21 protein-coding genes are annotated in these 26716 nt (G+C 42.9%); 7 read left to right on the forward strand and 14 right to left on the reverse strand.

The features are described from left to right. Positions 1–12: 12 nt before the first annotated feature. The 3 genes from INE92_RS15775 to INE92_RS15785 all read right to left on the reverse strand — a co-directional run bounded on the left by INE92_RS15775 (position 13) and on the right by INE92_RS15785 (position 3120). A complete protein-coding gene (locus INE92_RS15775; protein WP_195436143.1) occupies positions 13–1386 on the reverse strand; it encodes a hypothetical protein in 1374 nt (457 codons plus the stop codon). 86 nt (positions 1387–1472) lie between these two features. Further along, positions 1473–2165, reverse strand: coding sequence for a DUF4476 domain-containing protein (locus INE92_RS15780; protein WP_087317846.1), 693 nt, complete (start codon positions 2163–2165; stop codon positions 1473–1475). 115 nt (positions 2166–2280) lie between these two features. Further along, on the reverse strand, positions 2281–3120 hold the full coding sequence (locus INE92_RS15785) for a CvfB family protein (protein WP_004314988.1): 840 nt from the start codon (positions 3118–3120) through the stop codon (positions 2281–2283). A gap of 187 nt (positions 3121–3307) precedes the next feature. On the opposite strand from INE92_RS15785, the gene INE92_RS15790 reads away from it, so the two are divergent. Beyond that, positions 3308–4309 (forward strand): malate dehydrogenase, encoded by a 1002-nt coding sequence (locus tag INE92_RS15790; RefSeq protein ID WP_008026201.1) that lies wholly within the window; start codon positions 3308–3310, stop codon positions 4307–4309. A gap of 76 nt (positions 4310–4385) precedes the next feature. On the opposite strand, the gene INE92_RS15795 is transcribed toward INE92_RS15790, so the two are convergent. From INE92_RS15795 to rpoN, 8 genes are all read right to left on the reverse strand, one after another. Beyond that, complete coding sequence (locus INE92_RS15795) at positions 4386–4820, reverse strand: Fur family transcriptional regulator (protein ID WP_195436141.1); 435 nt, start codon at positions 4818–4820, stop codon at positions 4386–4388. Positions 4821–4827: 7 nt separating this feature from the next. Beyond that, positions 4828–6774 (reverse strand): heavy metal translocating P-type ATPase, encoded by a 1947-nt coding sequence (locus tag INE92_RS15800; RefSeq protein ID WP_195436139.1) that lies wholly within the window; start codon positions 6772–6774, stop codon positions 4828–4830. A 66-nt stretch (positions 6775–6840) separates the two neighbouring features. Continuing rightward, entirely contained in the window at positions 6841–7476 is a 636-nt protein-coding gene (locus tag INE92_RS15805; RefSeq protein ID WP_195436137.1) for a porin family protein, read from the reverse strand. Between the two features lie 1738 nt (positions 7477–9214). Beyond that, positions 9215–11059 (reverse strand): 4-hydroxy-3-methylbut-2-en-1-yl diphosphate synthase, encoded by a 1845-nt coding sequence (locus INE92_RS15810; RefSeq protein WP_195436129.1) that lies wholly within the window; start codon positions 11057–11059, stop codon positions 9215–9217. 147 nt (positions 11060–11206) lie between these two features. Next, positions 11207–11716, reverse strand: a complete 510-nt coding sequence (purE, locus tag INE92_RS15815; RefSeq protein WP_004296231.1) for a 5-(carboxyamino)imidazole ribonucleotide mutase — start codon at positions 11714–11716, stop codon at positions 11207–11209. Positions 11717–11827: 111 nt separating this feature from the next. After that, a complete protein-coding gene (gcvH, locus tag INE92_RS15820) occupies positions 11828–12208 on the reverse strand; it encodes a glycine cleavage system protein GcvH (protein ID WP_009040178.1) in 381 nt (126 codons plus the stop codon). 29 nt (positions 12209–12237) lie between these two features. After that, positions 12238–12909: a phosphatase PAP2 family protein gene (locus INE92_RS15825; protein ID WP_004316578.1), complete on the reverse strand. Its 672-nt coding sequence runs from the start codon at positions 12907–12909 to the stop codon at positions 12238–12240. A 46-nt stretch (positions 12910–12955) separates the two neighbouring features. After that, positions 12956–14440, reverse strand: a complete 1485-nt coding sequence (rpoN, locus tag INE92_RS15830) for an RNA polymerase factor sigma-54 (protein WP_195436127.1) — start codon at positions 14438–14440, stop codon at positions 12956–12958. Positions 14441–14578: 138 nt separating this feature from the next. Here rpoN and INE92_RS15835 point away from each other — a divergent pair, with 138 nt between their 5' ends. After that, complete coding sequence (locus tag INE92_RS15835; protein WP_195436125.1) at positions 14579–15952, forward strand: aminopeptidase P family protein; 1374 nt, start codon at positions 14579–14581, stop codon at positions 15950–15952. A 235-nt stretch (positions 15953–16187) separates the two neighbouring features. Further along, on the forward strand, positions 16188–17498 hold the full coding sequence (locus INE92_RS15840; protein WP_195436124.1) for an acetylxylan esterase: 1311 nt from the start codon (positions 16188–16190) through the stop codon (positions 17496–17498). 4 nt (positions 17499–17502) lie between these two features. Here the strand turns inward: INE92_RS15840 and INE92_RS15845 are convergent, their stop codons facing one another. Continuing rightward, entirely contained in the window at positions 17503–17904 is a 402-nt protein-coding gene (locus INE92_RS15845; protein ID WP_008026182.1) for a hypothetical protein, read from the reverse strand. 220 nt (positions 17905–18124) lie between these two features. Then, positions 18125–19798, reverse strand: coding sequence for a nucleoside kinase (locus tag INE92_RS15850; RefSeq protein ID WP_008016291.1), 1674 nt, complete (start codon positions 19796–19798; stop codon positions 18125–18127). Positions 19799–19880: 82 nt separating this feature from the next. On the opposite strand from INE92_RS15850, the gene INE92_RS15855 reads away from it, so the two are divergent. After that, the gene (locus tag INE92_RS15855; RefSeq protein WP_008644967.1) at positions 19881–21578 is read left to right on the forward strand and encodes a Na/Pi cotransporter family protein; all 1698 of its coding nucleotides are present in this window, start codon (positions 19881–19883) and stop codon (positions 21576–21578) included. A 158-nt stretch (positions 21579–21736) separates the two neighbouring features. On the opposite strand, the gene rd is transcribed toward INE92_RS15855, so the two are convergent. Further along, positions 21737–21901 (reverse strand): rubredoxin, encoded by a 165-nt coding sequence (gene rd / locus INE92_RS15860; RefSeq protein WP_004306971.1) that lies wholly within the window; start codon positions 21899–21901, stop codon positions 21737–21739. Between the two features lie 223 nt (positions 21902–22124). On the opposite strand from rd, the gene INE92_RS15865 reads away from it, so the two are divergent. The 3 genes from INE92_RS15865 (at position 22125) to INE92_RS15875 (ending at position 26709) form a co-directional block, all read left to right on the forward strand. Next, on the forward strand, positions 22125–23300 hold the full coding sequence (locus INE92_RS15865) for a sensor histidine kinase (protein ID WP_004316658.1): 1176 nt from the start codon (positions 22125–22127) through the stop codon (positions 23298–23300). A gap of 90 nt (positions 23301–23390) precedes the next feature. Next, positions 23391–26096, forward strand: a complete 2706-nt coding sequence (locus INE92_RS15870) for a calcium-translocating P-type ATPase, PMCA-type (RefSeq protein WP_195436123.1) — start codon at positions 23391–23393, stop codon at positions 26094–26096. Further along, entirely contained in the window at positions 26086–26709 is a 624-nt protein-coding gene (locus tag INE92_RS15875) for an HAD family hydrolase (protein WP_008026174.1), read from the forward strand. Before INE92_RS15870 ends, INE92_RS15875 begins: the two co-directional genes overlap by 11 nt. Positions 26710–26716 lie beyond the last annotated feature (7 nt).

The following is a 26716-nucleotide window of genomic DNA, read 5'->3' on the forward strand; positions in this document are numbered from 1 at the left end:
TAAAGGAATAGGTTATCTTCTTGAACTGCTGTTTCTTTCAGAAGAACGGGAAGAGCTTTGAGTACTATTACTTCTCGTGCTTCCGGAAGAAGAGCGTCTTTCTGTTTGTCCGCTGGAAACATTGCTCCGGGTAGAGCTACCGCTGCTTCGAGTAGAACTCGAACTACCGCTACTACGGCTAGAGGTAGTACTACTGCTACGGCTGGTAGTATTTTCACTACTGCGACTGGAATTACTACGACTGGAGCTAGAACTGCCACGATTGGAACTAGAACTGCCACGACCGGAGCTACCACGACTGGAAGAACTATTGTTTCTATCAGAACTGTTATTTCTATTATAGGAACCACTACTATCGTTTCGCCTACTTGAACTTTCCCTTGAGCTGCTACTTGTCTTTCCACTTTCACGGTTGGAACCGCTACTTGTCGAACTTCCGCTTGTCGGCCTGCGATTAGAGCTTGAAGAACCGGAACTTGTTTCCGGACGGCGACCGGAATTACGATCTCCTTCTACTCTGTTTGTATTCCCGTTTCTATCAGGAACAACCTCTTTATTCGGTCTCCCACTTCCGGACGGTGTAGACGGTCTGACAGAAGTTGAAGGTCTATCTCCTGATTCCGGACGGGGACGAGTCGACGTACCAGGTCGCGTTGTCGTTCCGGGACGAGACGTATCAGGACGAGTAGATGTACTTGGACGAGACGTTCCGGGACGTGTTGTTGATGAACCCGGACGGGAAGAATTACCCGGACGTGTCGGTGCATTATGCGGACGAGTAGAAGTATTCGGACGGAACCGGACAGAACCGAAGTCCGAACGACGATAAGAGTGATATACTCTCTGATCTCTCACCCGGTGCGGTGCAGAGTAATGGTTGAAATTAGTATATCTTCCCCGATAGTAGCTTGTATGGTGAAAGTGTGGACGATAATGCGCTCCACAATAAGTACGGTAATGATAAGGCACACCAAAATAGAACAAGCTACGGTTCGGGTAATTGATGTACACCCTGAAACTCCATTTCCCTCCGGTTACATAAATCGGCCGATAGAAATACTCGGCACCGAGAAACCGGCGATACTGCGCATCACTCAATACCCAGCGAAGATCATCGTTACGGATATCCAAAGCTTCATAATAATCATCCAATGCCCATTCGTAACCACGTGCTACGTAATCCATTATATTACGGACAGAATAAATAAAGTCGTAATTAATCTCATACGCATCATTATATTGCTGTGTACTCAAACTCAATTCATACGCCATCTTATCGGTAAGAAAACGTGTCTCCTTACGTACCTTGCTGGTGCTCATTCCAGCCATTACGGTCATATTGGCAGTCAGACCGACCGCAAAGAGTAAAAAAAGTATTCGTTTCATAATTCAATCTCCTATCATTTATTATTCCGATAATATTCCTCAATAAACATGCGTAACATATCTCTATAACCGTACAGTTAATAGTATCAACGCCGACCATACCCTATCACAAAATCATTCATCTTGTCCTTGCTGGAAGTAAATGTCAGGGTATTAATCACTGTAAAGAAAGCTTCTTTATCTACAATGCGGGGATACATTATCTTCATAATTTCCATCCGGTCATCGTCAAATGTATAAAGTTTGGTCAGTTGGAGACATTGGGCAGATGTAAAATCAGAACCGGCCAATGCAGCATTAAGCAACTTTATACGATCATCTTTAAAAGGCTCCTTCTTCATCTCATTATAAAACGTTTGAAAGAGCTGATCGTTCATGACCCTGTTGTAACCATATCCTGGGCGGTGTTCTCCTTGTCCCGGACGATGTCCCCCCTGTCCGGGGCGGTCGGGTCTTTCCGGGTGCACGTTATCACGTCCGTCTACCCATATCTCTTTCACTCCCCTACCATCGAAATAAACATAGTCTTTATACAATTTTTCTCCTTTCCATACTCGCTCTCCCGGACGGGTAAAGCGGGTGGCATATACTTCAACAGTATAATGTCCGGGATTCAAATTGGCTATAAAGCAGGTAGTAGTAGGCAAACTGATTTGGTTTCCTCCCAAGTAAACAAGTATCGGAGTATTCCCGCCGTCGATACGGATTCCGTTAACAGACTGCGCTTGTAAGGAAAGGGCAGCGAACAGGATGCAGAAACTTATTATAATCTTACGCATAACTTATCTCGTTTTTATTATTTATATCTTTAATCTGATACCACAAAAATAGGGTGAGGAAACTCCCCACCCCAATGATTCTCTCTATTCGTATGTAGGGAAATCCCTATTCTGTTTAGGAATCCGCCAAAACAATGCCATCCTCGTGCAAGGTAATCAGACGTTTCTTATACAAGTCGCCCACTCCTTTCTTAAAGGTTTTCTTGCTGACACCAAACGTGTCGTAGATATCTTCCGCAGGACTTTTATCATTCAAGTTGATTCGTCCCCCGTGCTCTTTGATATAGTCTAGCAGCGTTTTCGAAAAATCGTCAATCTTTTCAAAACCGGGTTTCTGAAGAATCAAATCGACCTTACCATCTTCACGCACCTGTTTCACAAAAGCTTTCATTTCCATCCCTGTCTCCAACGGACAGAATATTTCATTTTCATACAATAAACCGCTATACATATCATCTATAATTGCCTTAAAGCCTAAGTCCGTCTTCTGCCAGATAAGAATATTCACCTCTGCTCCCGGAGCATATTCCGGCTTTTCTTTCGACAGATAACGTTCCACTTTTGCTGAAGCCACAATACGGTAACTCTCTTCATCCACATGTGCATGAACCACGTATTTCCGTCCAACCTGCATTTTCATCTTCTGCTCACGGAACGGCACAAACAGGTCTTTCATCAATCCCCAGTTCAGGAAAGCTCCGTATTGATTTACCCAGGAGACTTCCAGACAAGCAAACTGTCCGACCTGCACTAACGGGGTCAGTGTCGTAGCAATCAGCCTCTCATCCATATCCAGGTAAAGAAACACATTCAAAAAATCTCCTATCTTACAATCCTCGGGCACATAGCGGGTAGGCAACAAAATCTCACCTTCTTCCCCACCATCGAGATATACGCCGAAATCGACTTCCTTCACGACTTCAAGCTGGTTGAACTTTCCTAATTCGATGCTCATATTCTTATCTATTATATTATATAAGATACAAAGATAATCTATTTTGAATAGATCCCTCAATCAGTCAGCTATAACTTTTCGTTATCGGGCAAAACTATTTGCAATGAACAATCTGCGTTCTAATATGTTAACTTTGTAGCGACAAAAAGAAAGAGTAAATTATTCACCTTTTTAAACATATAAAATTATGGAATTTCTAACCAACGAGAAACTTACGATTGTGGGAGCTGCCGGAATGATCGGCTCCAACATGGCACAAACAGCCATGATGATGAAACTCACTCCGAATATTTGTCTCTATGATCCATTCGCACCAGCTTTGGAAGGAGTAGCTGAAGAACTGTATCATTGCGGTTTTGAAGGTGTCAACCTTACCTATACTTCCGACATCAAAGAAGCGCTGACCGGAGCTTCTTATATTGTTTCTTCCGGTGGAGCAGCCCGTAAGGCAGGTATGACCCGCGAAGATCTGTTGAAAGGAAATGCAGAGATTGCCGCTCAATTCGGAAAAGACGTTCGTCAATATTGCCCGAACGTAAAACATATCGTTGTCATCTTTAATCCTGCAGACATCACCGGTCTGATTACTTTATTGTATGCAGGTTTGAAACCTTCACAAGTTTCTACATTGGCTGCACTGGATAGCACCCGCCTGCAAAACGAACTGGTGAAATACTTCCATATCCCCGCTTCCGACATTCAGAATTGTCGTACGTATGGCGGTCATGGAGAACAAATGGCTGTATTTGCATCTACCACCAAAATAAAAGGAGAACCCCTGACCGATTTCATCGGTACTACCCGCCTTCCGTTGACGGAATGGGAAGCACTGAAAGTACGTGTCATCCAGGGTGGAAAACATATCATCGACCTGCGCGGCCGTTCTTCTTTCCAAAGCCCGGCTTATCTGTCTATCGAAATGATTGCTGCTGCTATGGGCGGACAGCCATTCCGCTGGCCTGCCGGAACGTATGTTTCCAATGGCAAATTCGACCATATCATGATGGCGATGGAAACTTCAATTACTAAAGACGGCGTTACTTATAAAGAAATAGCCGGAACTCCTGCCGAACAGGAAGAATTAGAAAAGAGCTACGAACACTTATGTAAACTTCGTGACGAAGTGATTGAAATGGGAATCATCCCAGCCATTAAGGACTGGCATGCATTGAATCCCAATATTGACTAATCAAACAATATTAGCGAAAGCAGAAAGCCGAAACCTGACGATCTTTTTATCGTTCCGGGTTTCGGTCTTTTTTATTTCATTGCCAAGTCATTCCCACGGAAGAACATTCCTGACAAATCCCTTTAAGGACATAATTAATGCTATGCAAAGTAAATCCTTCAGGCAAATCAATCACCGGGATATGGGTGCCTTCCAGACAGAATGTCCGATGACATTTCTCACAATAAAAATGCGAATGTAAATCCTGTACCACACAATTGCAGGAGTTGTCGCAAACGGCATACTTCAACGAGCCGCTTCCATCGTCTATGCTATGTATGAGGTGATGAGACAAGAAGAGAGCAATAGTACGGGATATGGTCGATTTATCGACTGTGTCGAGCAATGTTTCGAGGTCAAGCAATGACACTGCACGCTCTGCCTGCATCATCTCTTTTATCACCAAAAGCCTTATTGCAGTTGGCTTAATGTCTCTTCTGACCAGCTTATCCAAATAAATATCTTCTTCCATCTTTCTCCTATTTTATCATTTTCTGTATTCTGACGGCGTTCATAATAGCAAGCAACGCAACGCCTACGTCTGCGAAGACAGCTTCCCAAAGAGTAGCGATTCCACCGGCTCCCAAAATCAACACAAGCAATTTCACTCCAAATGCCAGTGATACATTCTGCCAAATGATTCTTCGTGTCAGCTTTCCAACTTTGATAGCTTCGGCTACTTTCGACGGCTGATCTGTCTGTATCACGACATCGGCTGTTTCAATGGCTGCATCACTGCCCAATCCTCCCATAGCAATACCGACGTGACTTAAAGCGAGCACCGGTGCGTCATTCATTCCATCGCCGACAAATGCAATCCGGTTTGCCTCATCCTGACGCAATTCTTCCACGTGTTTCATTTTCCCTTCCGGAAGCAAGTCGCCATAGGCTTTCGATATGCCGAGCTTCTCCGCAAAGTTAGTAACAATACTCTGTTTATCACCGGATAATATCTGTATGTTTTCAATATTTAAAGCTTTTAAGCGATCAATAGCTACCTTTGCGTCTTCTTTCAAGGCATCAGCCAACAACAGATAACCGGCATAACGGTTTCCAACAGCACAGACTACAATGGTATCTGTTATCTTCAACAATTCTTGCGGAAAGGATATATCAAACTTGGACAGTAACCGGCAATTACCAACCAGAACCGGAATTCCGCCTACCGTTGCTTCCAATCCGAAGCCGGCATATTCTTTCGTACCGATAACAGCTACACGTTCTATGTTTTGTTCTTTTGCGTAGTTTACAACAGCCTTGGCAATCGGATGTGTGCTATCACTTTCTACCGAAGCAACCAGTTTCACTAATTCTTCTTCCGAAATATCGCCTGCACTTTTACAGGCCTGCACGTCAAAGGTTCCTTTTGTCAGGGTTCCTGTTTTATCGAATACCACCGTATTGATCTTAGTGATAGCGTCCAGATAATTACCGCCCTTGAATAAAATACCCAATCGGGATGCCGCTCCGATACCACCAAAATAGCCTAATGGAATACTAACCACCAATGCGCATGGACATGAAATCACCAAAAAGACCAAAGCTCTGTATAACCAATCATTAAATGTGAATACAAATGCAGGATTGATAAGTGAATAGACCAATGGAGACAATACAATTAATACGGCCAGTATGATAACAATCGGTGTGTAAACACGGGCAAACTTACGAATAAACAATTCTGCCGGGGCTTTGCGTTCGGCGGCATTCTGAACAAGTTCCAATATTCGGGCGAGTGCGCTCTTGTCAAAAGGTCTCGTCACTTCAAGTCGGATTACCTTGTCGGTTACAATCATTCCGGCAAGCACTTCCTCCCCTTTCCGAATATTACGAGGCACGCTTTCGCCCGTTAATGCAGCTGTATTAAAAGCGGCAACCTCATTCTGCATGGTTCCATCGAGTGGCACCCGTTCACCTGCCTTTATTTCTATGATTTCACCGACTTTTATCTTTTTAGGACTTTCAGTAACAAGATTACCCTCTCTAAGTACCAGTGCTTTTTCGGGTCTTACGTCTAATAAGGCTCCGATATTACGTTTGGCTTTATCTACAGCTTTATCCTGAAACAGTTCTCCTACTGTATAAAATAACATCACGGCTACTCCTTCCGGATATTCGCCAATATAGAAAGCCCCCAGAGTAGCAATAGTCATTAGAGTAAACTCACTGAAATAGTCTTTTTCCCTGATGCTTTCCCAGGCTTCTTTCATCACCGGAATTCCTACCGGAAGATAGGCTACGATATACCATATTAAAGAAACATATCCTTCACGGAAGAATGCTAAATCAAGAGCATTCATGATTATTCCACCTGCCAGCAGCAAGAGAGAGAATATCACTTTCCCATATTCATGGAAGTTCGAAACCTTTGCATCAACCTTTTTTTCTGTTGCGCATGAGTGAGCGCCACAACTACAATGTCCCATAACATTCATCATTTAGTTGATGCAAAGGTAGCAAATGATTTATGCAACAAAGTTGCAAAATCGGTTTTAGAACATATATCCCAATGAGATCATCAGGTTTCTGTTCTTCATTCCTACTTCTTTGATTACCTCAACAAGTCCGAAATCATAGCTTATGGCAACCTGATATTTCTTACTGAACTCAACTCCGGCTTTCAGTCCAAGACCGAAATCGAAACGTTTCAGCCCATCGTCGCCAAATATATCTTCGGATGCTGAATTGCCTCCTATTTCATCAAAATCAAAATAATCACCGTCCACTTTCGCTTTTGCTTTTCCAAACAGTCCGACAGCAATATAAGGACCTACACTACCAAATAATGAGAAATCATCATTCACTGCATATTTATATCCTACACGTACTGGTACTTCCAGATAGTATGGATTAAATGTTATGCTTGCAAGTGATCCGCCATCAACTTTAGCACCTTTCAATGTCAACAATGCAGCGAAATCCATATAGGCACCACTACCATTCGCATCCTGCGACAATCCCACTTCTGCTTTAACTCCTGCGTGAAAACCTATCCTGCTGTCAAAACCTGTAATGGTGTATTTACTAACATTCATACCTGCCATCACACCCCATTTCAGGTTGTCTTGAGCATTGATACTCACTACGCTTATCGCTACTAGAGCGAACAATAACAAGGCCTTTTTCATACGAATAAATAATTTAATTATTGTTTAGAAATTATGTGAGGCAAAAATAACAATAATTCGCATAACTCCGAGAGGTTTAGTGAAAATATATAAAATAAACGATATGAATCTTATGAGATATAGTCATAGCAAGGGAACCAGACTATTTCAAACGATTTTATGGAACATAGAACAAAAACACTCTGCACAGAGAAAAAAACATAGGATGAAAGACTGTATAACTTAATTAATTGTTATCTTTGCACAATCAGTCGTAGCGCGACTGTATTGTTTGTTTTAAGAAAAAAAAGCGTTTAGCTGATTTCTGTGCCAGTGAAAAGTCCAAAAATTCCAAACACACAGAGAAGCAGATAAATGCTCCTTGCAATATGCGGGGAGTGTTTCCTGTTTGTGTGTTTAGGGCTTGGACTCCCTCTCTGGCGGATAGGCAAATGCTCTCCGCTTTTTTTGTGCCTATAAATTTGCGGTAGATGTAAAACAACAAGTTAATAATAACCACAAAGGCAAGTCAATTCGGATGGAGCGACACCCGAACGACTGCAAAGTCGAAAACGTAACATTTAGATGTTGCTACTTGCCTTTGAAAATATAAGAGGTAAAGGCTAGCAATACCCTCGAGGGGAACAAATGGATTCATCCAGAAGTTCCCCTCTATTTTTGTAAAGATGTGTACTATTGGAAAGACAGATATTAAGTCTACGTATAAATTTAATGATTCTTATTGTCAACCAAAGTTTTTACCCGATAGTATAATGATTATCATCGGTTTACATGCTGACAATAAGCCATGACAATAGGCTGACAATAAAAAATTAGAACTTTTATTGTCAGCCTGTTCTTTGATTGCTTTGGGGCAGGATGCACCCGAAGGACATCATCGCCTGCAGTAACCATACCATCCACATAGAAAGCAGCTTTTTAAAATGAATCCCCCTATTAAATGAATGATATATAGCTGGTATCTTTCACTTAACAAGTAGGTATTGTTACATTAAAGCATCAGTATTGTTAACTCTCCACGGCCGTGACGAGATCTTTCCACGGCCGTGGTAGGAACTCGTCACGGCTGTGGGAAGAAGTCACCACGGCCGTGACAAAGTAAAGATAGCGGTACTTCAGTAGAACTATACTGACACTCTAGGGCAACTACATAGGCACGTTAATGGAACTATATAGGTAGATATCACTTTGGGAGGCTGTTATTAAAATGCAACATTACTTCAGAACATGCTTCTAAGACTATTATTTATCAAGTCATAAAAGGATCATAAGAGATAAAAATAAGGCTGACAGTAAAAGTAGATATATTTTATTGTCAGCCTATTATCAACATCTATCGTCAGGTGATATAACACTGCTATTCAAATACTTAAATATCATCCTGACAGTTTGACAATAAGACTGGTACAAATCAATAGAAACGATCATAAAATTTTTAATTGGAAAGGGTAAAGAATTTATAAAAGAAAGAAAAAGTTTGCTGTTCCCTTCAGAATAAACATCTTTGTAACCGTGGTTACAGTAACCACAGTTACTAATATAATTCACTGACTATGAGGTTTTATAATAGAGAAGAAGAACTAAAAGAGCTAAAACGAATTCAGCAATTGGCATTTGAGGAAAGTTCAAGAATGGCACTCGTTACCGGTCGCCGTAGAATCCTCATCATGAAAGTTAGGCACGGATGACAGGTTTTCTATGAGATCAGTCCCCATCACCTGTATTCCGTGCCCAATTATCATTGTTGGTTTTCTTCCCGATCTGTCCGGATAAACTCCAGGAGTCGTTCTACCGCCTCTTCTTCAGGAATATTCTTTTCTACACACACCTTGCCTTTATAAAGACTGATTTTGCCCCGTCCTGCTCCTACATAACCGTAGTCAGCATCCGCCATCTCACCGGGACCATTCACGATACAGCCCATAATGCCAATCTTCAAGCCTTTCAAATGTGAAGTGGCTGCCTTGATACGGGCGATTGTTTTCTCCAAGTCGTAAAGCGTACGGCCGCAACCGGGACAGGATATGTATTCTGTCTTAGAGGTACGGGTACGCCCGGCCTGCAAGATTCCGAAAGCAGTAGCGTCGACAACGGCATGGCTCAAACTGCCCTGATTGAACAGGAAGATACCATCGCAAAGACCGTCAAAGATCAAGGCTCCCATATCGGCTGCAGATTTTATCTGCAAATTCTCCGCATCATCTTCCGCATAATGCTGGAAGAAGACAACCGGATTCTGCAAACCTTCCGTCATTAGCTGATGCACCAATGCACGGTGCTCACCCAAACGGTTCGGATGGTTGCTTTGAGAGATGATTACCACTTCCGGGTGGTACTTCAGACAGGCTATCACTTCATCTGTTTGGGCCATATAGGGTATAAACAGGAATTTAAGCGCTGCATCACATTCCCCCATCAACGGTAGTTGCGCATGATTGAAAGCAGGCCAGGTTCCGGCCTCTCCTTGCCATACGTCCGCATCAAGAATATATTCCACGCCTTCTTCCCGTTGCTCGGGCAAGGCTCTTCCGGCATAAATATAGTCCGGAGTGAATTGCGGATTTACTTCTGTCTTTCCGTCCATGCGGTCGGCAATGACTACGGGCACATGTTCACCTCCGATATTACGGACCGCTTTTGTCTTACGGCGTTCAGGAGACAGATAGTTGAATTCAGGCGCCTCCAATCCCGGAATATAGGCATGATCCTGCCTCAACAGAACATAATCCACCAATTTACGGGCCACCGGAATTTCAGCTTCGGGTGCTTCACTCAAAGATACGCGGATGGTATCGCCCAACCCGTCGCTCAACAATGCTCCGATGCCGAGAGCCGACTTGATACGCCCGTCCTCTCCGTCTCCGGCTTCTGTCACTCCGAGGTGTAGTGGGAAAGTCATCCCCTCTTTTTCCATGACGTCCACCAACAGACGAACGGTTTTCACCATTACCACGGTATTGGAGGCTTTGATGGAAATCACCACATCTGTGAAGTTCTCCGCTACACAGATACGAAGGAATTCCATACAGGATTCCACCATTCCTTCGGGAGTATCACCATAGCGTGACATGATGCGATCGGACAAAGAACCATGATTCACACCAATCCGGATCGCAGTGTGATTCTCCTTACAGATATTCAGGAACGGGACAAACCGGTCATGGATTTTCTGTATTTCCTGCGCATACTCCTCGTCTGTATATTCCAGTTTCTTAAAAGTACGCGCAGCATCTACATAGTTTCCCGGATTGATGCGCACCTTTTCCGCATATTGAGCAGCTACATCCGCCACTTTCGGATTGAAATGCACATCGGCAACCAATGGAACCATATATCCCTGACTGCGTAGTCCGATATTGATATTCATCAGATTCTCCGCTTCCTTGATACCCTGCGTTGTAAGGCGGACATACTCGCCACCTGCGTCAACAATACGTTTCGCCTGTTCCACACAAGCCTGCGTGTCCTGCGTAGACGTATTGGTCATCGACTGGACACGAATAGAATTGGGGCCGCCCAACGGTACAGCCCCAATATTTACTTCTGTGGTTTCTCTTCGAAAATAATTGAATAGATCAACCATTTTGATTTATGATTTATGATTTACGATTTATGATTTGATGACTGAAAACACTTTCTGCGCAATATGCAAAGACAATGTGCAAAGACAACATACGATTTACGAAGATATTTCAATCGTCAATCGTAAATTGTCAAATCGTAAATCACATTAGTTTGTTTTATATTCAAACTTAACTTCTTTCAGTTCTTCGTTTGCTTTTACGATTTTCTTTTTCAGTCCTTCTTTGTAAGCAGCAAAAGCTTCTGCCAATTTCTCGTCACTCAATGCCAACATCTGAATGGCAAGGATAGCGGCATTCATCGCTCCGTTTATAGCAACCGTTGCCACAGGAATGCCCGGAGGCATCTGGATGATAGAATAAAGTGCGTCTACACCATCGAGCACGGAACCTTTTACGGGTACTCCGATCACCGGCAGTGTAGTGTTGGCTGCAATTACACCGGGAAGGGCGGCAGCCATTCCGGCAGCGGCGATAATAACTTTAATGCCACGGTTGCGGGCATTCTTTGCAAACTCTTCCACAGCTTCAGGCGTGCGGTGAGCAGAAAGCGCGTTCATTTCGAACGGTACATGCATATCATTCAGCAATTGCGCAGCCTTCTCCATAACAGGAAGGTCGGACGTGCTACCCATGATAATACTTACAATTGGAGTCATAGGATAAAAATTAAAGAGCCACTTCTCAACCCTCTCCCCAAAAGAGAGGGTAAGGCTGGCTTCGGATTATAGTATCTTTTACATTATTCGATTGATGTAATGGAGAAAACCTTATCCATTCACTACTGCTTTGTATGCTTCGGCATCCAGCAGGTCTTCCACAGCTTTTATATCTGTCGGTTTCACTTTAATCAACCAACCTTCGCCATACGGATCTTTATTAACCAGTTCCGGATTTTCTTCCAATGCCTCGTTTTGTTCGAGCACCTCACCTGCTACAGGCAGGAAAAGATCGGAAATTGTTTTCACTACTTCGATGGTTCCGAATGTCTCACCGGCTTCCAACGTTTCACCAACAGTCGGTATATCTACGAACACGATATCACCCAATTGTTCTTGAGCATAATCAGTGATACCTACGTATGCAATGTCTCCTTCAACGCGAATCCATTCGTGTTCGTTCGTGTACTTCAAATTCTGTGGAAAGTTCATAATAATTAGTTTTTAGGATTTATACTGTTTTAAAATAAAAATACTCGAAATAAGATGTTGCTCACCGGATGAAGTACCAAAAGGGCACATATCAAGCCAACCGCAAAACCGGAAAGCACCTCACCCAACGTGTGATGTCCCAATACAATTCGTGCAGAACCTAATATACCGGCAATCAATATAAACAGGCATAACCATCCGACCGGATTGTAACCGAACAAAGCACTGAAAGAAACCAATCCGCCGATCACTCCGCCTATTCCTGCCATGTGTTCACTCAATTTCCATTTTAAGTTCACTGCAATGCAGATAATAGATACTACCAAAGAAACGAGGATGATACCTGTCATATACCAAGGTATATTCAGCCGACGCATCATCAACAGGCAGAACACATACGAGATAATAGTCAGCAGAATCGGTACATAACGTTTCTTGCGCTCACTCAACTCCTGACGGGCAAAGCCATTGATTTTACGAAACAGGAAAATGGTAATGGTAGGTGTCAGTATGGTAAAGCAGTAAACAATTCCCAACACGATCAACTTATATTGTATCGGCATGATACGAAGATAAGAAAACAGGAATAACACCAGAAACGATAAAAACGGAATAGAAAATGGAGTAAAGACCATCGAAGTAGCTCTCGCCACCTGCAACATTGTCTTATCCGCTATGATATGTTCTCTCTCTCTGTCCATCAGCACTAATACTTAATACTTTATACTTAATACTTTATATTCGTTCTCATTTTCGAAGTCGCGCAACCGGAATATTCAACTGCTGACGGTATTTGGCTACCGTTCTACGAGCAATGGGATAACCTTTCTCTTTCAAGATGTCTGCCAATTCATCATCTGTCAGCGGTTTCTTCTTGTCCTCCCCATCAATACACTCTTTCAGAATCTTGCGTATCTCGCGGACAGACATTTCTTCGCCGTCCTCTGTGGTATACCCGTCGCTAAAAAAGAATTTGAGCGGATAGATGCCGTAATTTGTCTGCACATATTTACTGTTGCTCACGCGGGAGATCGTTGAAATGTCCAGTCCGGTACGTTCGGCCACATCTTTTAAAATCATCGGTTTCAACAGAGATTCGTCTCCTTCCAAGAAGAAAGGACGTTGTAAGTCAATGATAGCCTGCATGGTAGTCATCAGGGTATTCTGACGCTGCCGCACAGCATCGATAAATCCTTGTGCCGCATCCATTTTCTGCTTCAGGAACATCATCGCTTCTTTGGATTCTTTTGATTGATTAGCCCTGTTTTTGGTATGCTCTTCCACCATTTCCGTGAAGTCGCGACTCATACGGAGTTCGGGGACATTACGGTTATTGAGGCTTATATTGATGGTTCCGTCATCATACGTTTCCACGATAAAGTCGGGAACTATCTGTTGGAGATTCCTGCCGATCGCTTCTCCCAAAGAAGCACCCGGACGGGGATTCAGCTTGGTTATCTCATTAAGAGCTTCCTGGAAAGTCTCTTCATCAATGTCCAGTTTCTTTATAATCTTCTCCCAGTGTTTACGGGTGAATTCTTCATAACACTCTCTGATGATACGTTCTTCCAGCTCCAGTATCGGGTTGGGCTTCTTCTCTTCATCCTTCTTCCGGCAAATCTGTATCAACAGACATTCCTGAAGGCTACGGGCACCGATACCAGCGGGATCAAAGTCCTGCAAGATACAGAGTGCTTCCTCCAATTCTTCTTCTGTCGATTCGATGCCGGCATAAATCGCCAGTTCATCACAGATGCTCTCCAATGACTTACGGAGCAGTCCGTCATCGTCCAATGAACCGATCAGATATTCCACCAGGTCACACTGATGTTCAGTCAGGTTGCGTTCACGCAGCTGTTCTTTCAGGATTTCATAAAAAGAAGTGGAATCGGAGAACGGAATATCCTCCGCCTGTTCATCTTTCGAACGGTTGTTTTCTTGTAATTTATAATCGGGAATATCGTCTTCAGTCAGATAATCACTCAAAGAATCATAATCGTTGGCATCGCTATTCATGCCATCTTCCGTAGTGTCGGAATCAGCATACTCATCCGCAGTGTTTTCTTCTTTGCCTTCTTCAAGTGCCGGATTTTCAAGCAGTTCAGCATGGATACGGTCTTCCAGCTCTACTGCGGGAAGCTCCAACAGTTTCACGACCAGAATCTGCTGGGGCGAGAGCGTTTGTACCTGCTGTTGCGCCTGAGATTGTATTTGACGGGAACCTTGTGCCATATTCGTTTTTGCTTTCTACTATTTCTCGCTACAAAAGTAACTTTTTAACGAGAGATTACACAGATTAAGGAGATAATTTTTAATCCTATAACACAAAATTCGTTATCTTTGTTGCACGAACTTAAAAATTAGGACAATATGTTTGCCAAAGAAACGTATATGCAGCGAAGAGCCCTGCTAAAAAAGAATTTAGGCTCCGGGGTATTGTTATTTCTCGGAAATGACGAGTGCGGACTGAACTACGAGGATAACACCTTCCGTTATCGTCAGGATTCTACTTTCCTTTATTATTTCGGACTTTCATGCGCCGGCCTTTCGGCTATTATCGATATTGATGAAGACAAAGAAATCATTTTTGGAGATGAACTGTCTATCGACGCAATCGTATGGATGGGATCGCAACCTACATTACACGAAAAATGCGAACGTGTGGGCGTAAAAAATCTGATGCCGTCCGCAGAAATTACAAGCTATCTCCACAAGTGCGTCCAGAAAGGGAAAGCGGTTCATTATCTGCCGCCTTACCGTCCCGAGCATAAATTGAAACTGATGGATTGGTTGGGTATTCCCCCTACACGTCAGGAAGGTTCTGTTCCATTCATCCGTGCCGTTATCGCCCAACGTAATTACAAATCTGCCGAAGAAATTGTAGAAATAGAGAAGGCTTGCGATGTAACTGCCGATATGCACATCACCGCCATGAAAGTGCTCCGTCCGGGCATGTATGAATACGAAGTGGTAGCGGAAATGAACCGGGTGGCCGAATCTAACAACTGCCAGCTTTCTTTTGCCACCATTGCCACTATCAACGGACAGACTTTACACAACCACTATCATGGAAATAAAGTAAAACCGGGTGATTTATTCCTAATTGATGCAGGCGCAGAAGTAGAATCAGGCTATGCAGGCGATATGTCGTCTACCATTCCTGCCGACAAAAAGTTTACAGCCCGCCAGCGCGAAGTATACGAGATTCAGAATGCGATGCATCTGGAATCTGTAAAAGCCCTCCGTCCGGGTATTCCTTATATGGACGTATACGAACTGTCTGCCCGTGTCATGGTAGACGGTATGAAGGCACTCGGATTGATGAAAGGAAATACGGAAGATGCGGTCCGCGAAGGTGCTCATGCGTTATTCTATCCTCACGGATTAGGTCACATGATGGGATTGGATGTACACGATATGGAAAATCTGGGAGAGATATGGGTAGGATATAACGGCCAACCGAAGAGCACACAGTTCGGTCGCAAATCGCAACGTCTCGCCATTCCGTTGGAACCGGGATTTGTACACACGGTAGAACCGGGTATTTATTTTATTCCGGAACTGATTGACATGTGGAAAGGAGAAAAGAAATTTACCGATTTCATCAATTATGATGTAGTGGAAACTTATAAGGACTTCGGTGGTATCCGCAATGAGGAAGATTATCTGATTACAGAAACCGGCGCCCGCCGATTAGGTAAGAAGATCCCTTTGACACCGGAAGAGGTGGAAGCGTTAAGATAAAAAGCTTCATAAAAATAAAAGCCTCATCAAAATAAAAGAAGAACCTTTCTTCTATTCAAAATCAATAGCGGAAGTTTTTCATCCGAGTGAAATACTTCTGCTATTTTTGTCAAAGTACCAAATAGTCCATCTAAAAGCACATTTTTTCTACCCTCCTTTTCCCAAATCTTGCGTAATATTGCAACAGAATTAAAACAACTCACTTTTTAATGATATAAAAACAATGAATAACACCATGAAAAGACTACTTTTATCTGTATGGCTATTGTCACTTACCTTGCTGTCCGCCGTAGCTGAAAACTATCCTTATAAAAGCGATGTGCTTTGGGTCACCGTACCCAATCATGCCGACTGGCTTTATAAAACGGGAGAAAAAGCAACTGTGGAGGTACAATTCTATAAATACGGTATCCCCAGAGATAACGTAACCGTCACTTATGAAATAGGTGGTGATATGATGCCTGTTGCCGATACCAAAGGAAGTGTAACTTTAAAGAATGGCAGGGGAGTGATTCCTGTGGGCACAATGAAAGAGCCGGGATTCCGCGACTGTCGTCTGAAAGCAACCGTAGATGGAAAGACCTATTCACATCATATCAAAGTAGGATTTTCACCGGAAAAACTTCGTCCGTATACAACCATGCCTTCCGATTTCAAGGAATTTTGGGAAAAGGCAAAAGCAGAACAAAAGGAATTTCCCCTAACGTATACCAAAGAACATGTCGAAAAATATTCCACTGATAAAATAGACTGTTATCTCGTAAAATTGCAACTGAACAAACGTGGGCAATGCGTCTACGGATATTTATTCTATCCGAAAAAAGAAGGAAAGTTTCCGGTTGTCCTGTGCCCTCCGGGAGCAGGCATCAAAACTATCAAAGAACCTCTACGCCATAAATATTATGCGGAGCAAGGATACATCCGTTTTGAATTCGAGATACACGGCCTGAATCCGGAAATGACTGATGAAGAATTTAAAGAAATCAGCAACGCTTTCAATAGCAGAGAAAACGGCTATCTGACCAACGGGCTCGACAGTCGTGATAATTATTATATGAAACGGGTATATCTGGCCTGTGTACGCGGTATCGACTTTCTGACTTCCCTGCCGGAATGGGATGGCAAAAATGTAATCGCACAAGGAGGTAGTCAGGGAGGCGCCCTGGCATTAATCGCTGCCGGACTGGATGAACGGGTGACAGTTTGTGTCGCCAATCATCCTGCATTAAGCGATATGGCAGGCTATAAAGCCGGACGTGCCGGTGGCTATCCTCATTTCTTTAGAAATTCGGTGGATATGGATACCCCCGAAAAAATAAAGACAATGGCCTATTATGATGTAGTGAACTTTGCTAAATTGATAAAAGCAGACACCTATATAACATGGGGATTCAATGACGATGTATGTCCTCCGACTACCAGCTATATAGTATACAATGTACTAAACTGTCCGAAAGAAGCCCTGATTACTCCTATTAATGAGCATTGGACCTCCAACGATACGGAGTATGGACATCTGCTTTGGATAAAGAAGCATTTGAAATAAAGAATCAATCATTCCATCTGGATACGGGCAACTCTTTTTTCCCGTAACCTTTCTTCCAGGCATACGCTTTTCTCTTTCGGAGATAAAGCGTATCGCCGCTATGCTTTATCGCCTCCCAATTAAATATTGAATGGTGGTAGATGATCTTTTCAAACCAATAAAGGAGGTCATAAGTTATGAATGGTAGTATCATACACCACCATGAAAACAGTAATGACAAAATCAACGCTGGTATCAGAGTCAGAGAAAAGCATTCCCAATATTGCTTTGCATGTATCCGTAACTCCATATCTTCCCAAACTTCCAGATATTTATACCGGGTAAAGAAAAACCAGCCTAACATAAAATAGTGTTTCTTTCCTTTTCCCAAGAACCACTTTGCTAAAAGACTATTATAAAAAATCATATTCACATTTTTTTTGTTGCATGTAGTCCTTTTATAACAGCAAAAGTAACCAAAGGTTCAATATTATAGTTTAGTATAACAGTCATTATACAGTATTCTCCCCTAAAGAATCCTATTCAAATATTGTTTATTTTGTGTTCTCTTGCCTTACTACAACAAAAGGTAATTCATATTTTCTGCAAAGAAAGTACAAATAACGAATATATCCTAATTTTTCTACTTAATATTTAAAGCTACTACCTCCCAAAAATTCGCGCAGTAAGGACGTAGGCGGAATCTCCTTATCCTGTACAGGAACAAAATATTTGATAAACTTAAGTAATCGGTATGCTTCGCAATATTCAGGACAGTTGCGCGGGACACCCATCAGAATAGGTTCGGCATGCAAACGGAGTACTGCAAACTCAAAAAGCAACGCTGAATTAAACATTACGTCGGCATTCTCCTGATAGGGAAAAATCCATTTATCTTCACCGGCACGTACACTCGGCCAGCGTGATATCGTTTCACGAGCCGAATATCCCCGATAATTGAAGTCACGGATAATACGCCGCAACAGACGGTTATCAGTTGTCGGAATCCAGTTATGGTCATCCAAAGAGATGGTGGTTAATGCTGAAACATAAATCTTGAATTTCCGTTCAGCCGGTATATGTGGTGTCAGTTCCGGGTTCAGGGCATGAATACCTTCCAGAATCAGAATTGTATTATCTTCTATTTTCAGTTTATCGCCTTTATACTCCTTCTTGCCAAGAGAGAAATTAAAACGAGGCAGTTCGACCTCTTCACCGCGCAAGAGTGCCTGCAACTGTTGGTTGAACAATTCCAAATCAAGTGCATACAGTGATTCATAATCATAATTTCCGTTTTCATCCAGAGGAGTCTCTTCACGATCCACAAAGTAATTATCTAAAGAGATCGGGAATGGTTTCAGTCCATTGGTCATTAGCTGGATAGAAAGCCGTTTGCTGAAAGTTGTCTTTCCCGAAGAAGATGGTCCGGCAATCAATACCAGTTTTACCCGGTTACCGTTTTCACCACGATGGAATATGGTATCGGCTATCTGGGCTATTTTCTTCTCCTGCAGTGCTTCTGCAACATTTATCAGATCGGTTGCATGTCCCTCTTCACAGGCCAGATTAAAATCTCCGGCATTGTTAAGCCCCATGATATAACTCCAGTTCAGATATTCTTTAAAGACATCCAGCATTTTTTCCTGCTTCACCACATCTTCAAGCACATTCGGGTTTTCCCGGCTCGGAATCCGGAGAAGCAATCCATCGTAATATTTCACGATATCGAATAATTTAAGATATCCGGTACTGGGCAGCAGATTCCCATAATAATAATCAATGGTATCACCCAATGTATAATAATAGGTATAGAGCGAACCGGAAGTTTCCAGCAATCTCACTTTATCATTCATTCCCCGTTCGCTGAAAACACGCACAGCTTCAGCCGTATGACATTCGATGCGATGATAGGAAATATTCTCCGCGATAATCTCCTGCATCCGTTGCTTGATGCGTGTCACATCTTCCAGTTCGATGGGACGGCCAATCCGCAAATTGCAGAAATAGCCTTTTGAAACAGGATGTTCTACAAACAATTTTCCGTCGGGAAACAGTTCCGTGACAGCCTTAAACAAGACAAAACAAAGCGAACGGACATACGTACGCATACCGGACTGATCTCTCACATCCAGAAACTCTACATCTTTATTATTATAAACTCTGAAATTCAGTCCCTCGGAACGATTATTGACCTTGGCACTTACTACTTGATAAGGAAAATTAAGATTAAAACCGTAATAAATATCCAAAAGTGAGCTTCCGATAGGGAATTCTTTGGAAATATTGTTATTTTTGCAACATATTTGTAACATCTGTTTCATCGAGTTCGTTAAAAGGTGAATAATTTGGGACTAATATACTTATAATCAGATAGAGAACAAATAACCATTAAAAATATTATAGATGGAATATTCTTTTTATGATTTTTTAAAGCTCATAGGCTCATTAGGACTCTTCCTTTACGGAATGAAGATTATGAGCGAGGGCTTACAAAAGGTCGCGGGTGACAGATTGCGAAGTATTCTAACGGCAATGACTACCAATCGGGTAACGGGAGTTTTAACAGGAGTGTTGATAACAGCTCTTATCCAGTCTTCTTCAGCAACGACAGTGATGGTCGTAAGTTTCGTAAACGCCGGATTGCTCACACTTGCCGAATCCATCAGCGTCATTATGGGTGCTAATATCGGTACTACCGTGACTGCCTGGATCATTTCAATTTTCGGATTTAAGGTTGATATGGCTGCCTTCGCTCTCCCGCTCTTAGCCATCGCCCTTCCGCTCATCTTCTCCGGCAAAAGCAACCGCAAGTCCATCGGTGAATTCATTTTCGGTTTTTCTTTCCTTTTCATGGGGCTTTCTTATCTGAAAGCAAACGCGCCCGACCTGAACGCCAACCCGGAAATGCTTGCCTTCGTACAGAACTACACGGACATGGGATTCTTCTCCATCATTCTGTTCTTACTCATCGGTACTATATTGACGATGATTGTACAGGCCTCCGCCGCCACCATGGCAATTACATTGATTATGTGCGCCAACGGCTGGATCAGTCTGGAACTGGGAGCAGCACTTGTTTTGGGAGAAAACATCGGAACCACTATCACGGCCAATCTTGCCGCACTTACAGCCAATACACAGGCTAAGCGGGCAGCATTGGCCCATTTTGTTTTTAACGTGTTCGGTGTTATCTGGGTCTTGATTGTCTTCCATCCTTTCATGGAACTGGTAAACTGGGTAGTAGATACCTTTTTCCAAAGTAACAATCCGGAAGTTGCCATCTCCTACAAGTTATCGGCTTTCCACTCAATTTTCAATATCTGTAACGTATGTATTCTGATATGGGCGGTTAAACTGATTGAACGTACCGTATGTGCTCTTATCCACCCCAAAGAAGAGGACGAAGAGCCCCGTTTGCGGTTTATCACCGGTGGTATGCTTTCTACCGCTGAACTTTCTATCCTTCAGGCACGCAAAGAAATCCATCTTTTTGCAGAACGTACACACCGGATGTTCGGCATGGTGCAGGATTTGCTACACACAGAAAAGGATGACGATTTCAACAAGCTGTTCAGCCGGATCGAGAAGTATGAAAATATCAGCGACAACATGGAACTTGAAATAGCCAACTACCTGAATCAAGTATCTGAAGGCCGGTTAAGTTCTGAAAGTAAACTACAGATACGTGCCATGTTGCGTGAAGTGACGGAAATTGAAAGTATCGGTGACAGCTGTTATAACCTGGCACGTACCATCAACCGGAAACGCCAAACCAACCAGGACTTTACCGAGAAACAATATGAACATATCCACCTCATGATGAAGCTGACCAACGACGCACTTGCTCAAATGATTGTGGTTGTAGAAAAACCGGAACATCAGAACATTGACATCAATAAGTCCTTCAACATCGAGAATGAAATTAACAACTACCGTAACCAACTGAAGAATCAGAACATTCTGGACGTAAACAACAAAGAATACGATTATCAGATGGGAGTTTATTACATGGATATTATCGCCGAATGTGAAAAACTAGGTGACTATGTGGTGAATGTAGTAGAAGCCAGTAGTGATGTAAAAGAGAAAAAAGCTTCTTGATAGAGCAAAATTGAATCCTAAAAAAGGAGAATCAGTCTATCATAGCATTACTGATTCTCCTTTTTAATTTAAATCATCCTCCAGAAAAACAAAAAAGACCGGGCATATATCTATACACCCGGCCATTCTCCTCTTAAATAATTCTCTCTCTCTTGGTTTTATCCTTCGTACGGTTCAAAATCTTCTTTGCCGACTCCGCATAACGGACAAGTCCAATCATCTGGAATGTCTTCAAAGGCTGTTCCTGGTTCAATTCCGCTTTCCGGATCTCCTTGTTCGGGGTCGTAAATATATTCACAGACCGTGCAAATGTACTTTTTCATAACGTTCGTATTTTTAAATGGTTTTCTGAATAATATAACACAAATAGCTGGATATTTGTTCAACACTATTTTCCAAACTAAAGAAAAAAGCTATCTTTGTAGTCATATTATCAAGCTAAAACAACAATATTATACTATGCTTATAGCACTATTGTCAACTTTAATAGTTTTATGCGCAGTCCTACTAATCAGTTTTTTATGGGAACGCAGGAAATGCCTACGGATGCAACAACGATTGTTCCGTGAATCCAGAAAGTTGGAACGTACCAGCCATATCGCCGGTGCCGTTTTAAAGAATGTACATGCTTTTATTCTGCTAATAGATAACGATTTTAAAGTACTGAAGACCAACTATTACCAAAAAACCGGAACCAGAAAAGGAACAGAGGAAAAAAGAGTGGGCGACCTGTTGCAATGCCGTAACGCATTGGCTGCCGAAGGAGGCTGCGGCACACATAGTTTCTGCGGTTCCTGTCCGATACGTACCGCCATACGTCAGGCCTTCGAACAGAGACGGAACTTCACGGATCTCGAAGCAACTTTATCCGTAGTCACGTCTGATAATACAACTGTGGAATGTGACGCAGTAATATCCGGCTCCTACTTCCTTCTCAATGAAGAAGAGAATATGGTTATCACCGTACATGACGTCACCCGACGGAAACAGGCCGAAAATGAATTGAGACTAGCCAAAGAAAAAGCTGAAAAAGCGGATATTTCAAAATCGGCCTTTTTAGCTAATATGAGCCATGAGATCCGTACTCCTCTCAACGCTATTACCGGATTTGCAGAAGTGTTAGGCAGCGCAAATACCGAAGAGGAAAAGGCTCAATACCAGGAAATCATAAAAATGAATGCTGATCTCCTGATGCAATTGGTCAACGACATTCTGGATATGTCTAAAATCGAAGCCGGAACCTTGGAATTTGTACAGACAACGGTGGATGTCAATCTATTGCTTTCAGATTTACAACAACTTTTCCAGATGAGAGTCAATGAAGCCGGAGAAAATATACAAATTATAGCAGAACCGTCTCGTTCATCATGCATGATCCAAACGGATCGCAACCGGGTGGCACAGGTGCTTTCCAACTTTGCCGGCAACGCCATTAAGTTCACCCACGAAGGCAGTATTCGCATCGGATATGAAGCAAGAGATACCGAACTCTACTTTTATGTCAAGGATACCGGAGCAGGAATTCCGGCAGAGAAATTACCGGATGTCTTCGAGCGCTTTGTGAAACTGAACAAAGATAAGAAAGGAGCCGGACTGGGACTCTCTATTTCTCAAACCATTGTCGCCAAACTAGGCGGTCAGATCGGTGCAGATTCCGTAGAAGGTGAAGGTTCTACATTCTGGTTTACAATTCCTTATCGCACATGTGGTAAACCACGATAACAAATTCGACTTCATAAAAAGTTTTAATTAAACAATTTATCACAATTTTATGTTGTATTTTTGCGGTTCAAACTAAACGCATGTATCTGCATGAGTACAAATAAAAATGACTATTATCATTTAGGACTTACGGATGACGAAGTCCTACAAAGCAGGGAGAAAAATGGTATTAACCTGTTAACACCTCCCAAGCGTCCTTCCCTCTGGAAACTTTATCTGGAAAAATTTGAAGACCCGGTTGTACGCGTACTGTTAGTAGCAGCCGTTTTCTCGTTAATCATTTCCATCATCGAGAACGAATACGCTGAAACAATCGGAATTATAGCAGCTATCTTACTGGCCACCGGAATCGGTTTCTTTTTCGAATATGATGCCAGCAAAAAGTTTGATCTGCTGAATGCAGTCAATGAAGAAACATTGGTAAAAGTGATCCGAAACGGACGTGTACAGGAAATTCCCCGCAAAGACATAGTGGTAGGTGATATTGTAATTCTGGAAACCGGTGAAGAAATTCCTGCCGACGGAGAATTACTGGAAGCCATCTCTTTGCAAGTAAACGAATCTAATCTGACAGGCGAACCCGTTATTAATAAAACAACTGTAGAAGCTGACTTTGATGAAGAGGCAACTTATGCTTCCAATCTGGTGATGCGTGGAACGACAGTGGTGGACGGTCATGGCACCATGCGCGTGCTGCATGTGGGAGATGCTACTGAAATCGGGAAAGTAGCCCGACAAAGCACGGAAGACAATCTCGAACCTACTCCGCTGAACATACAATTGACCAAACTCGCAAACCTCATCGGAAAGATTGGTTTTACCGTTGCCGGTCTCGCTTTCCTTATTTTCTTTGTCAAAGACGTATTGTTATTCTTTGATTTCGGTTCACTGAACGGATGGCATGAGTGGCTTCCTGTTTTCGAACGGACACTGAAATATTTTATGATGGCAGTTACACTGATTGTAGTAGCTGTGCCTGAAGGATTGCCAATGAGCGTTACGCTTAGTCTGGCATTGAATATGCGTCGTATGCTTTCCACCAACAATCTGGTGCGGAAAATGCATGCTTGCGAAACAATGGGAGCCATCACCGTGATTTGTACGGATAAAACCGGTACACTGACTCAAAACCTGATGCAAGTGCACGAGCCTAATTTTTACGGCATCAAAAATGGCAGTGTTTTGTCCGATGATGATATCAGCACACTCATTGCGGAAGGAATCAGCGCTAACTCAACCGCTTTCCTCGAAGAGTCAACGACCGGTGAGAAGCCGAAAGGAGTAGGAAATCCCACCGAAGTAGCTTTATTGCTTTGGCTTAACAAGCAGGGAAGAAATTATCTGGAACTTCGCGAGAAAGCACATATCCTCGACCAACTCACTTTCTCTACCGAACGGAAATTCATGGCAACCCTTGTTGAGTCGCCACTGATCGGAAAAAAAATACTCTATATAAAAGGAGCCCCGGAAATTGTTTTGGGCAAGTGTAAAGAAGTTGTCTTGGACGGACGACGAGTGGACGCCGTAGAATATCGTTCCACAGTAGAAGCACAACTGTTGGGCTATCAGAATATGGCTATGCGTACACTTGGGTTTGCATTCAAGATTGTCGGAGAAAATGAGCCAAACGATTGTACGGAACTGGTTTCAGCCAACGACCTGAATTTCTTGGGAGTAGTTGCCATCTCCGACCCGATTCGTCCGGACGTACCTGCTGCGGTTGCTAAATGCCAGTCCGCAGGTATCGGCATCAAGATCGTGACCGGTGATACTCCGGGAACTGCAACGGAAATCGCACGCCAGATAGGTCTTTGGAACCCCGAAACAGATACCGAACGAAATCGAATCACCGGTGTTGCATTTGCTGAATTGAGCGATGAAGAAGCATTGGATAGAGTGATGGATTTAAAAATCATGTCCCGCGCCCGCCCGACTGACAAGCAACGTCTGGTACAGCTGCTTCAGCAAAAAGGAGCAGTCGTAGCCGTAACCGGAGACGGAACCAACGACGCTCCGGCTTTGAATCATGCCCAAGTAGGTTTATCAATGGGTACAGGTACTTCTGTAGCCAAAGAGGCCAGCGATATTACCCTGCTCGACGACTCCTTCAACAGTATCGGAACTGCTGTTATGTGGGGCCGCTCCCTGTATAAGAATATCCAGCGTTTCATTGTTTTCCAGCTGACGATCAACTTCGTAGCACTGCTCATTGTCTTGTTAGGTTCTGTGATCGGTACGGAACTTCCGCTGACTGTAACACAAATGTTATGGGTGAACCTGATTATGGACACTTTTGCCGCTTTGGCTCTTGCTTCCATTCCCCCCAGCGAAACCGTAATGCTTGAGAAACCCCGTCGAAGCACTGATTTTATTATCAGTAAGGCAATGCGGTCTAATATATTAGGTGTGGGCTCCATCTTCCTCATCGTACTGCTCGGAATGATTTATTATTTCGACCACAGCACGAAAGGTATGGATATACACAACCTGACCATTTTCTTCACCTTCTTTGTCATGCTGCAATTCTGGAATCTGTTCAATGCCCGTGTATTCGGCACTACCGATTCGGCATTCAAGGGACTTTCCAAATCGTATGGTATGGAACTTATTGTATTGGCTATTCTTGCCGGACAATTCCTGATCGTACAGTTCGGTGGAGCTGTATTCCGTACGGAGCCGCTCAACTGGCAAACCTGGCTTCTTATTATAGGCGTTTCGTCCACGGTGTTATGGGTTGGAGAACTTATTCGCCTTGTTCAACGTATTATTCACAAAAAAAACAGAAATGAAAAGTAAAGGAATAAAAAACCTTCTTATTGATTTGGGTGGTGTACTTATCAATCTCGACCGCCAACGTTGCATTGAGAACTTTCAGAAATTAGGGCTCCGGAACGTGGAGGACCTACTGGACATCCATAATCCGAACGGACTCCTGATGCAACAGGAAAAAGGATTGATTACACCCGCCGAATTCCGTGACGGAGTTCGGCAGATGATAGGCAAAGCAGTGAGCGACATACAAATAGATGCAGCCTGGAATAGTTTTTTAGTAGACATACCGACACACAAACTTGATTTATTATTAAAATTACGTGAGAAATATGTCGTCTATTTATTGAGCAATACCAACCAAATCCATTGGGACTGGACATGTATTCACCTGTTTCCCTACCGCACATTTAAGGTGGAAGACTATTTTGAGAAAACGTACCTCTCTTTTGAAATGAAAATGACCAAGCCCGAACCGGAAATCTTCAAGGCAATCATAGAGGATGCCGGTATCGAGCCGAAAGAAACACTCTTCATCGATGATTCCGAGATGAACTGTAAGGCAGCCCAGAATTTAGGAATTTCCACTTATACAGCAAAAGAAGGCGAAGACTGGAGCCATCTTTTCAACAGCAAATAATTTTAGA

This window comes from Bacteroides xylanisolvens, assembly GCF_018289135.1.
GTDB classification, from domain to species: domain Bacteria; phylum Bacteroidota; class Bacteroidia; order Bacteroidales; family Bacteroidaceae; genus Bacteroides; species Bacteroides xylanisolvens.

What these genes read in the sequence shown, in the direction of transcription:
- INE92_RS15775 (WP_195436143.1), bottom strand. Translation starts at nt 1,386, where the DNA reads ATGAAACGAATACTTTTTTTACTCTTTGCGGTCGGTCTGACTGCCAAT.
- INE92_RS15780 (WP_087317846.1), bottom strand. Translation starts at nt 2,165, where the DNA reads ATGCGTAAGATTATAATAAGTTTCTGCATCCTGTTCGCTGCCCTTTCC.
- INE92_RS15785 (WP_004314988.1), bottom strand. Translation starts at nt 3,120, where the DNA reads ATGAGCATCGAATTAGGAAAGTTCAACCAGCTTGAAGTCGTGAAGGAA.
- INE92_RS15790 (WP_008026201.1), top strand. Translation starts at nt 3,308, where the DNA reads ATGGAATTTCTAACCAACGAGAAACTTACGATTGTGGGAGCTGCCGGA.
- INE92_RS15795 (WP_195436141.1), bottom strand. Translation starts at nt 4,820, where the DNA reads ATGGAAGAAGATATTTATTTGGATAAGCTGGTCAGAAGAGACATTAAG.
- INE92_RS15800 (WP_195436139.1), bottom strand. Translation starts at nt 6,774, where the DNA reads ATGGGACATTGTAGTTGTGGCGCTCACTCATGCGCAACAGAAAAAAAG.
- INE92_RS15805 (WP_195436137.1), bottom strand. Translation starts at nt 7,476, where the DNA reads ATGAAAAAGGCCTTGTTATTGTTCGCTCTAGTAGCGATAAGCGTAGTG.
- INE92_RS15810 (WP_195436129.1), bottom strand. Translation starts at nt 11,059, where the DNA reads ATGGTTGATCTATTCAATTATTTTCGAAGAGAAACCACAGAAGTAAAT.
- purE (WP_004296231.1), bottom strand. Translation starts at nt 11,716, where the DNA reads ATGACTCCAATTGTAAGTATTATCATGGGTAGCACGTCCGACCTTCCT.
- gcvH (WP_009040178.1), bottom strand. Translation starts at nt 12,208, where the DNA reads ATGAACTTTCCACAGAATTTGAAGTACACGAACGAACACGAATGGATT.
- INE92_RS15825 (WP_004316578.1), bottom strand. Translation starts at nt 12,909, where the DNA reads ATGGACAGAGAGAGAGAACATATCATAGCGGATAAGACAATGTTGCAG.
- rpoN (WP_195436127.1), bottom strand. Translation starts at nt 14,440, where the DNA reads ATGGCACAAGGTTCCCGTCAAATACAATCTCAGGCGCAACAGCAGGTA.
- INE92_RS15835 (WP_195436125.1), top strand. Translation starts at nt 14,579, where the DNA reads ATGTTTGCCAAAGAAACGTATATGCAGCGAAGAGCCCTGCTAAAAAAG.
- INE92_RS15840 (WP_195436124.1), top strand. Translation starts at nt 16,188, where the DNA reads ATGAAAAGACTACTTTTATCTGTATGGCTATTGTCACTTACCTTGCTG.
- INE92_RS15845 (WP_008026182.1), bottom strand. Translation starts at nt 17,904, where the DNA reads ATGATTTTTTATAATAGTCTTTTAGCAAAGTGGTTCTTGGGAAAAGGA.
- INE92_RS15850 (WP_008016291.1), bottom strand. Translation starts at nt 19,798, where the DNA reads ATGAAACAGATGTTACAAATATGTTGCAAAAATAACAATATTTCCAAA.
- INE92_RS15855 (WP_008644967.1), top strand. Translation starts at nt 19,881, where the DNA reads ATGGAATATTCTTTTTATGATTTTTTAAAGCTCATAGGCTCATTAGGA.
- rd (WP_004306971.1), bottom strand. Translation starts at nt 21,901, where the DNA reads ATGAAAAAGTACATTTGCACGGTCTGTGAATATATTTACGACCCCGAA.
- INE92_RS15865 (WP_004316658.1), top strand. Translation starts at nt 22,125, where the DNA reads ATGCAACAACGATTGTTCCGTGAATCCAGAAAGTTGGAACGTACCAGC.
- INE92_RS15870 (WP_195436123.1), top strand. Translation starts at nt 23,391, where the DNA reads ATGAGTACAAATAAAAATGACTATTATCATTTAGGACTTACGGATGAC.
- INE92_RS15875 (WP_008026174.1), top strand. Translation starts at nt 26,086, where the DNA reads ATGAAAAGTAAAGGAATAAAAAACCTTCTTATTGATTTGGGTGGTGTA.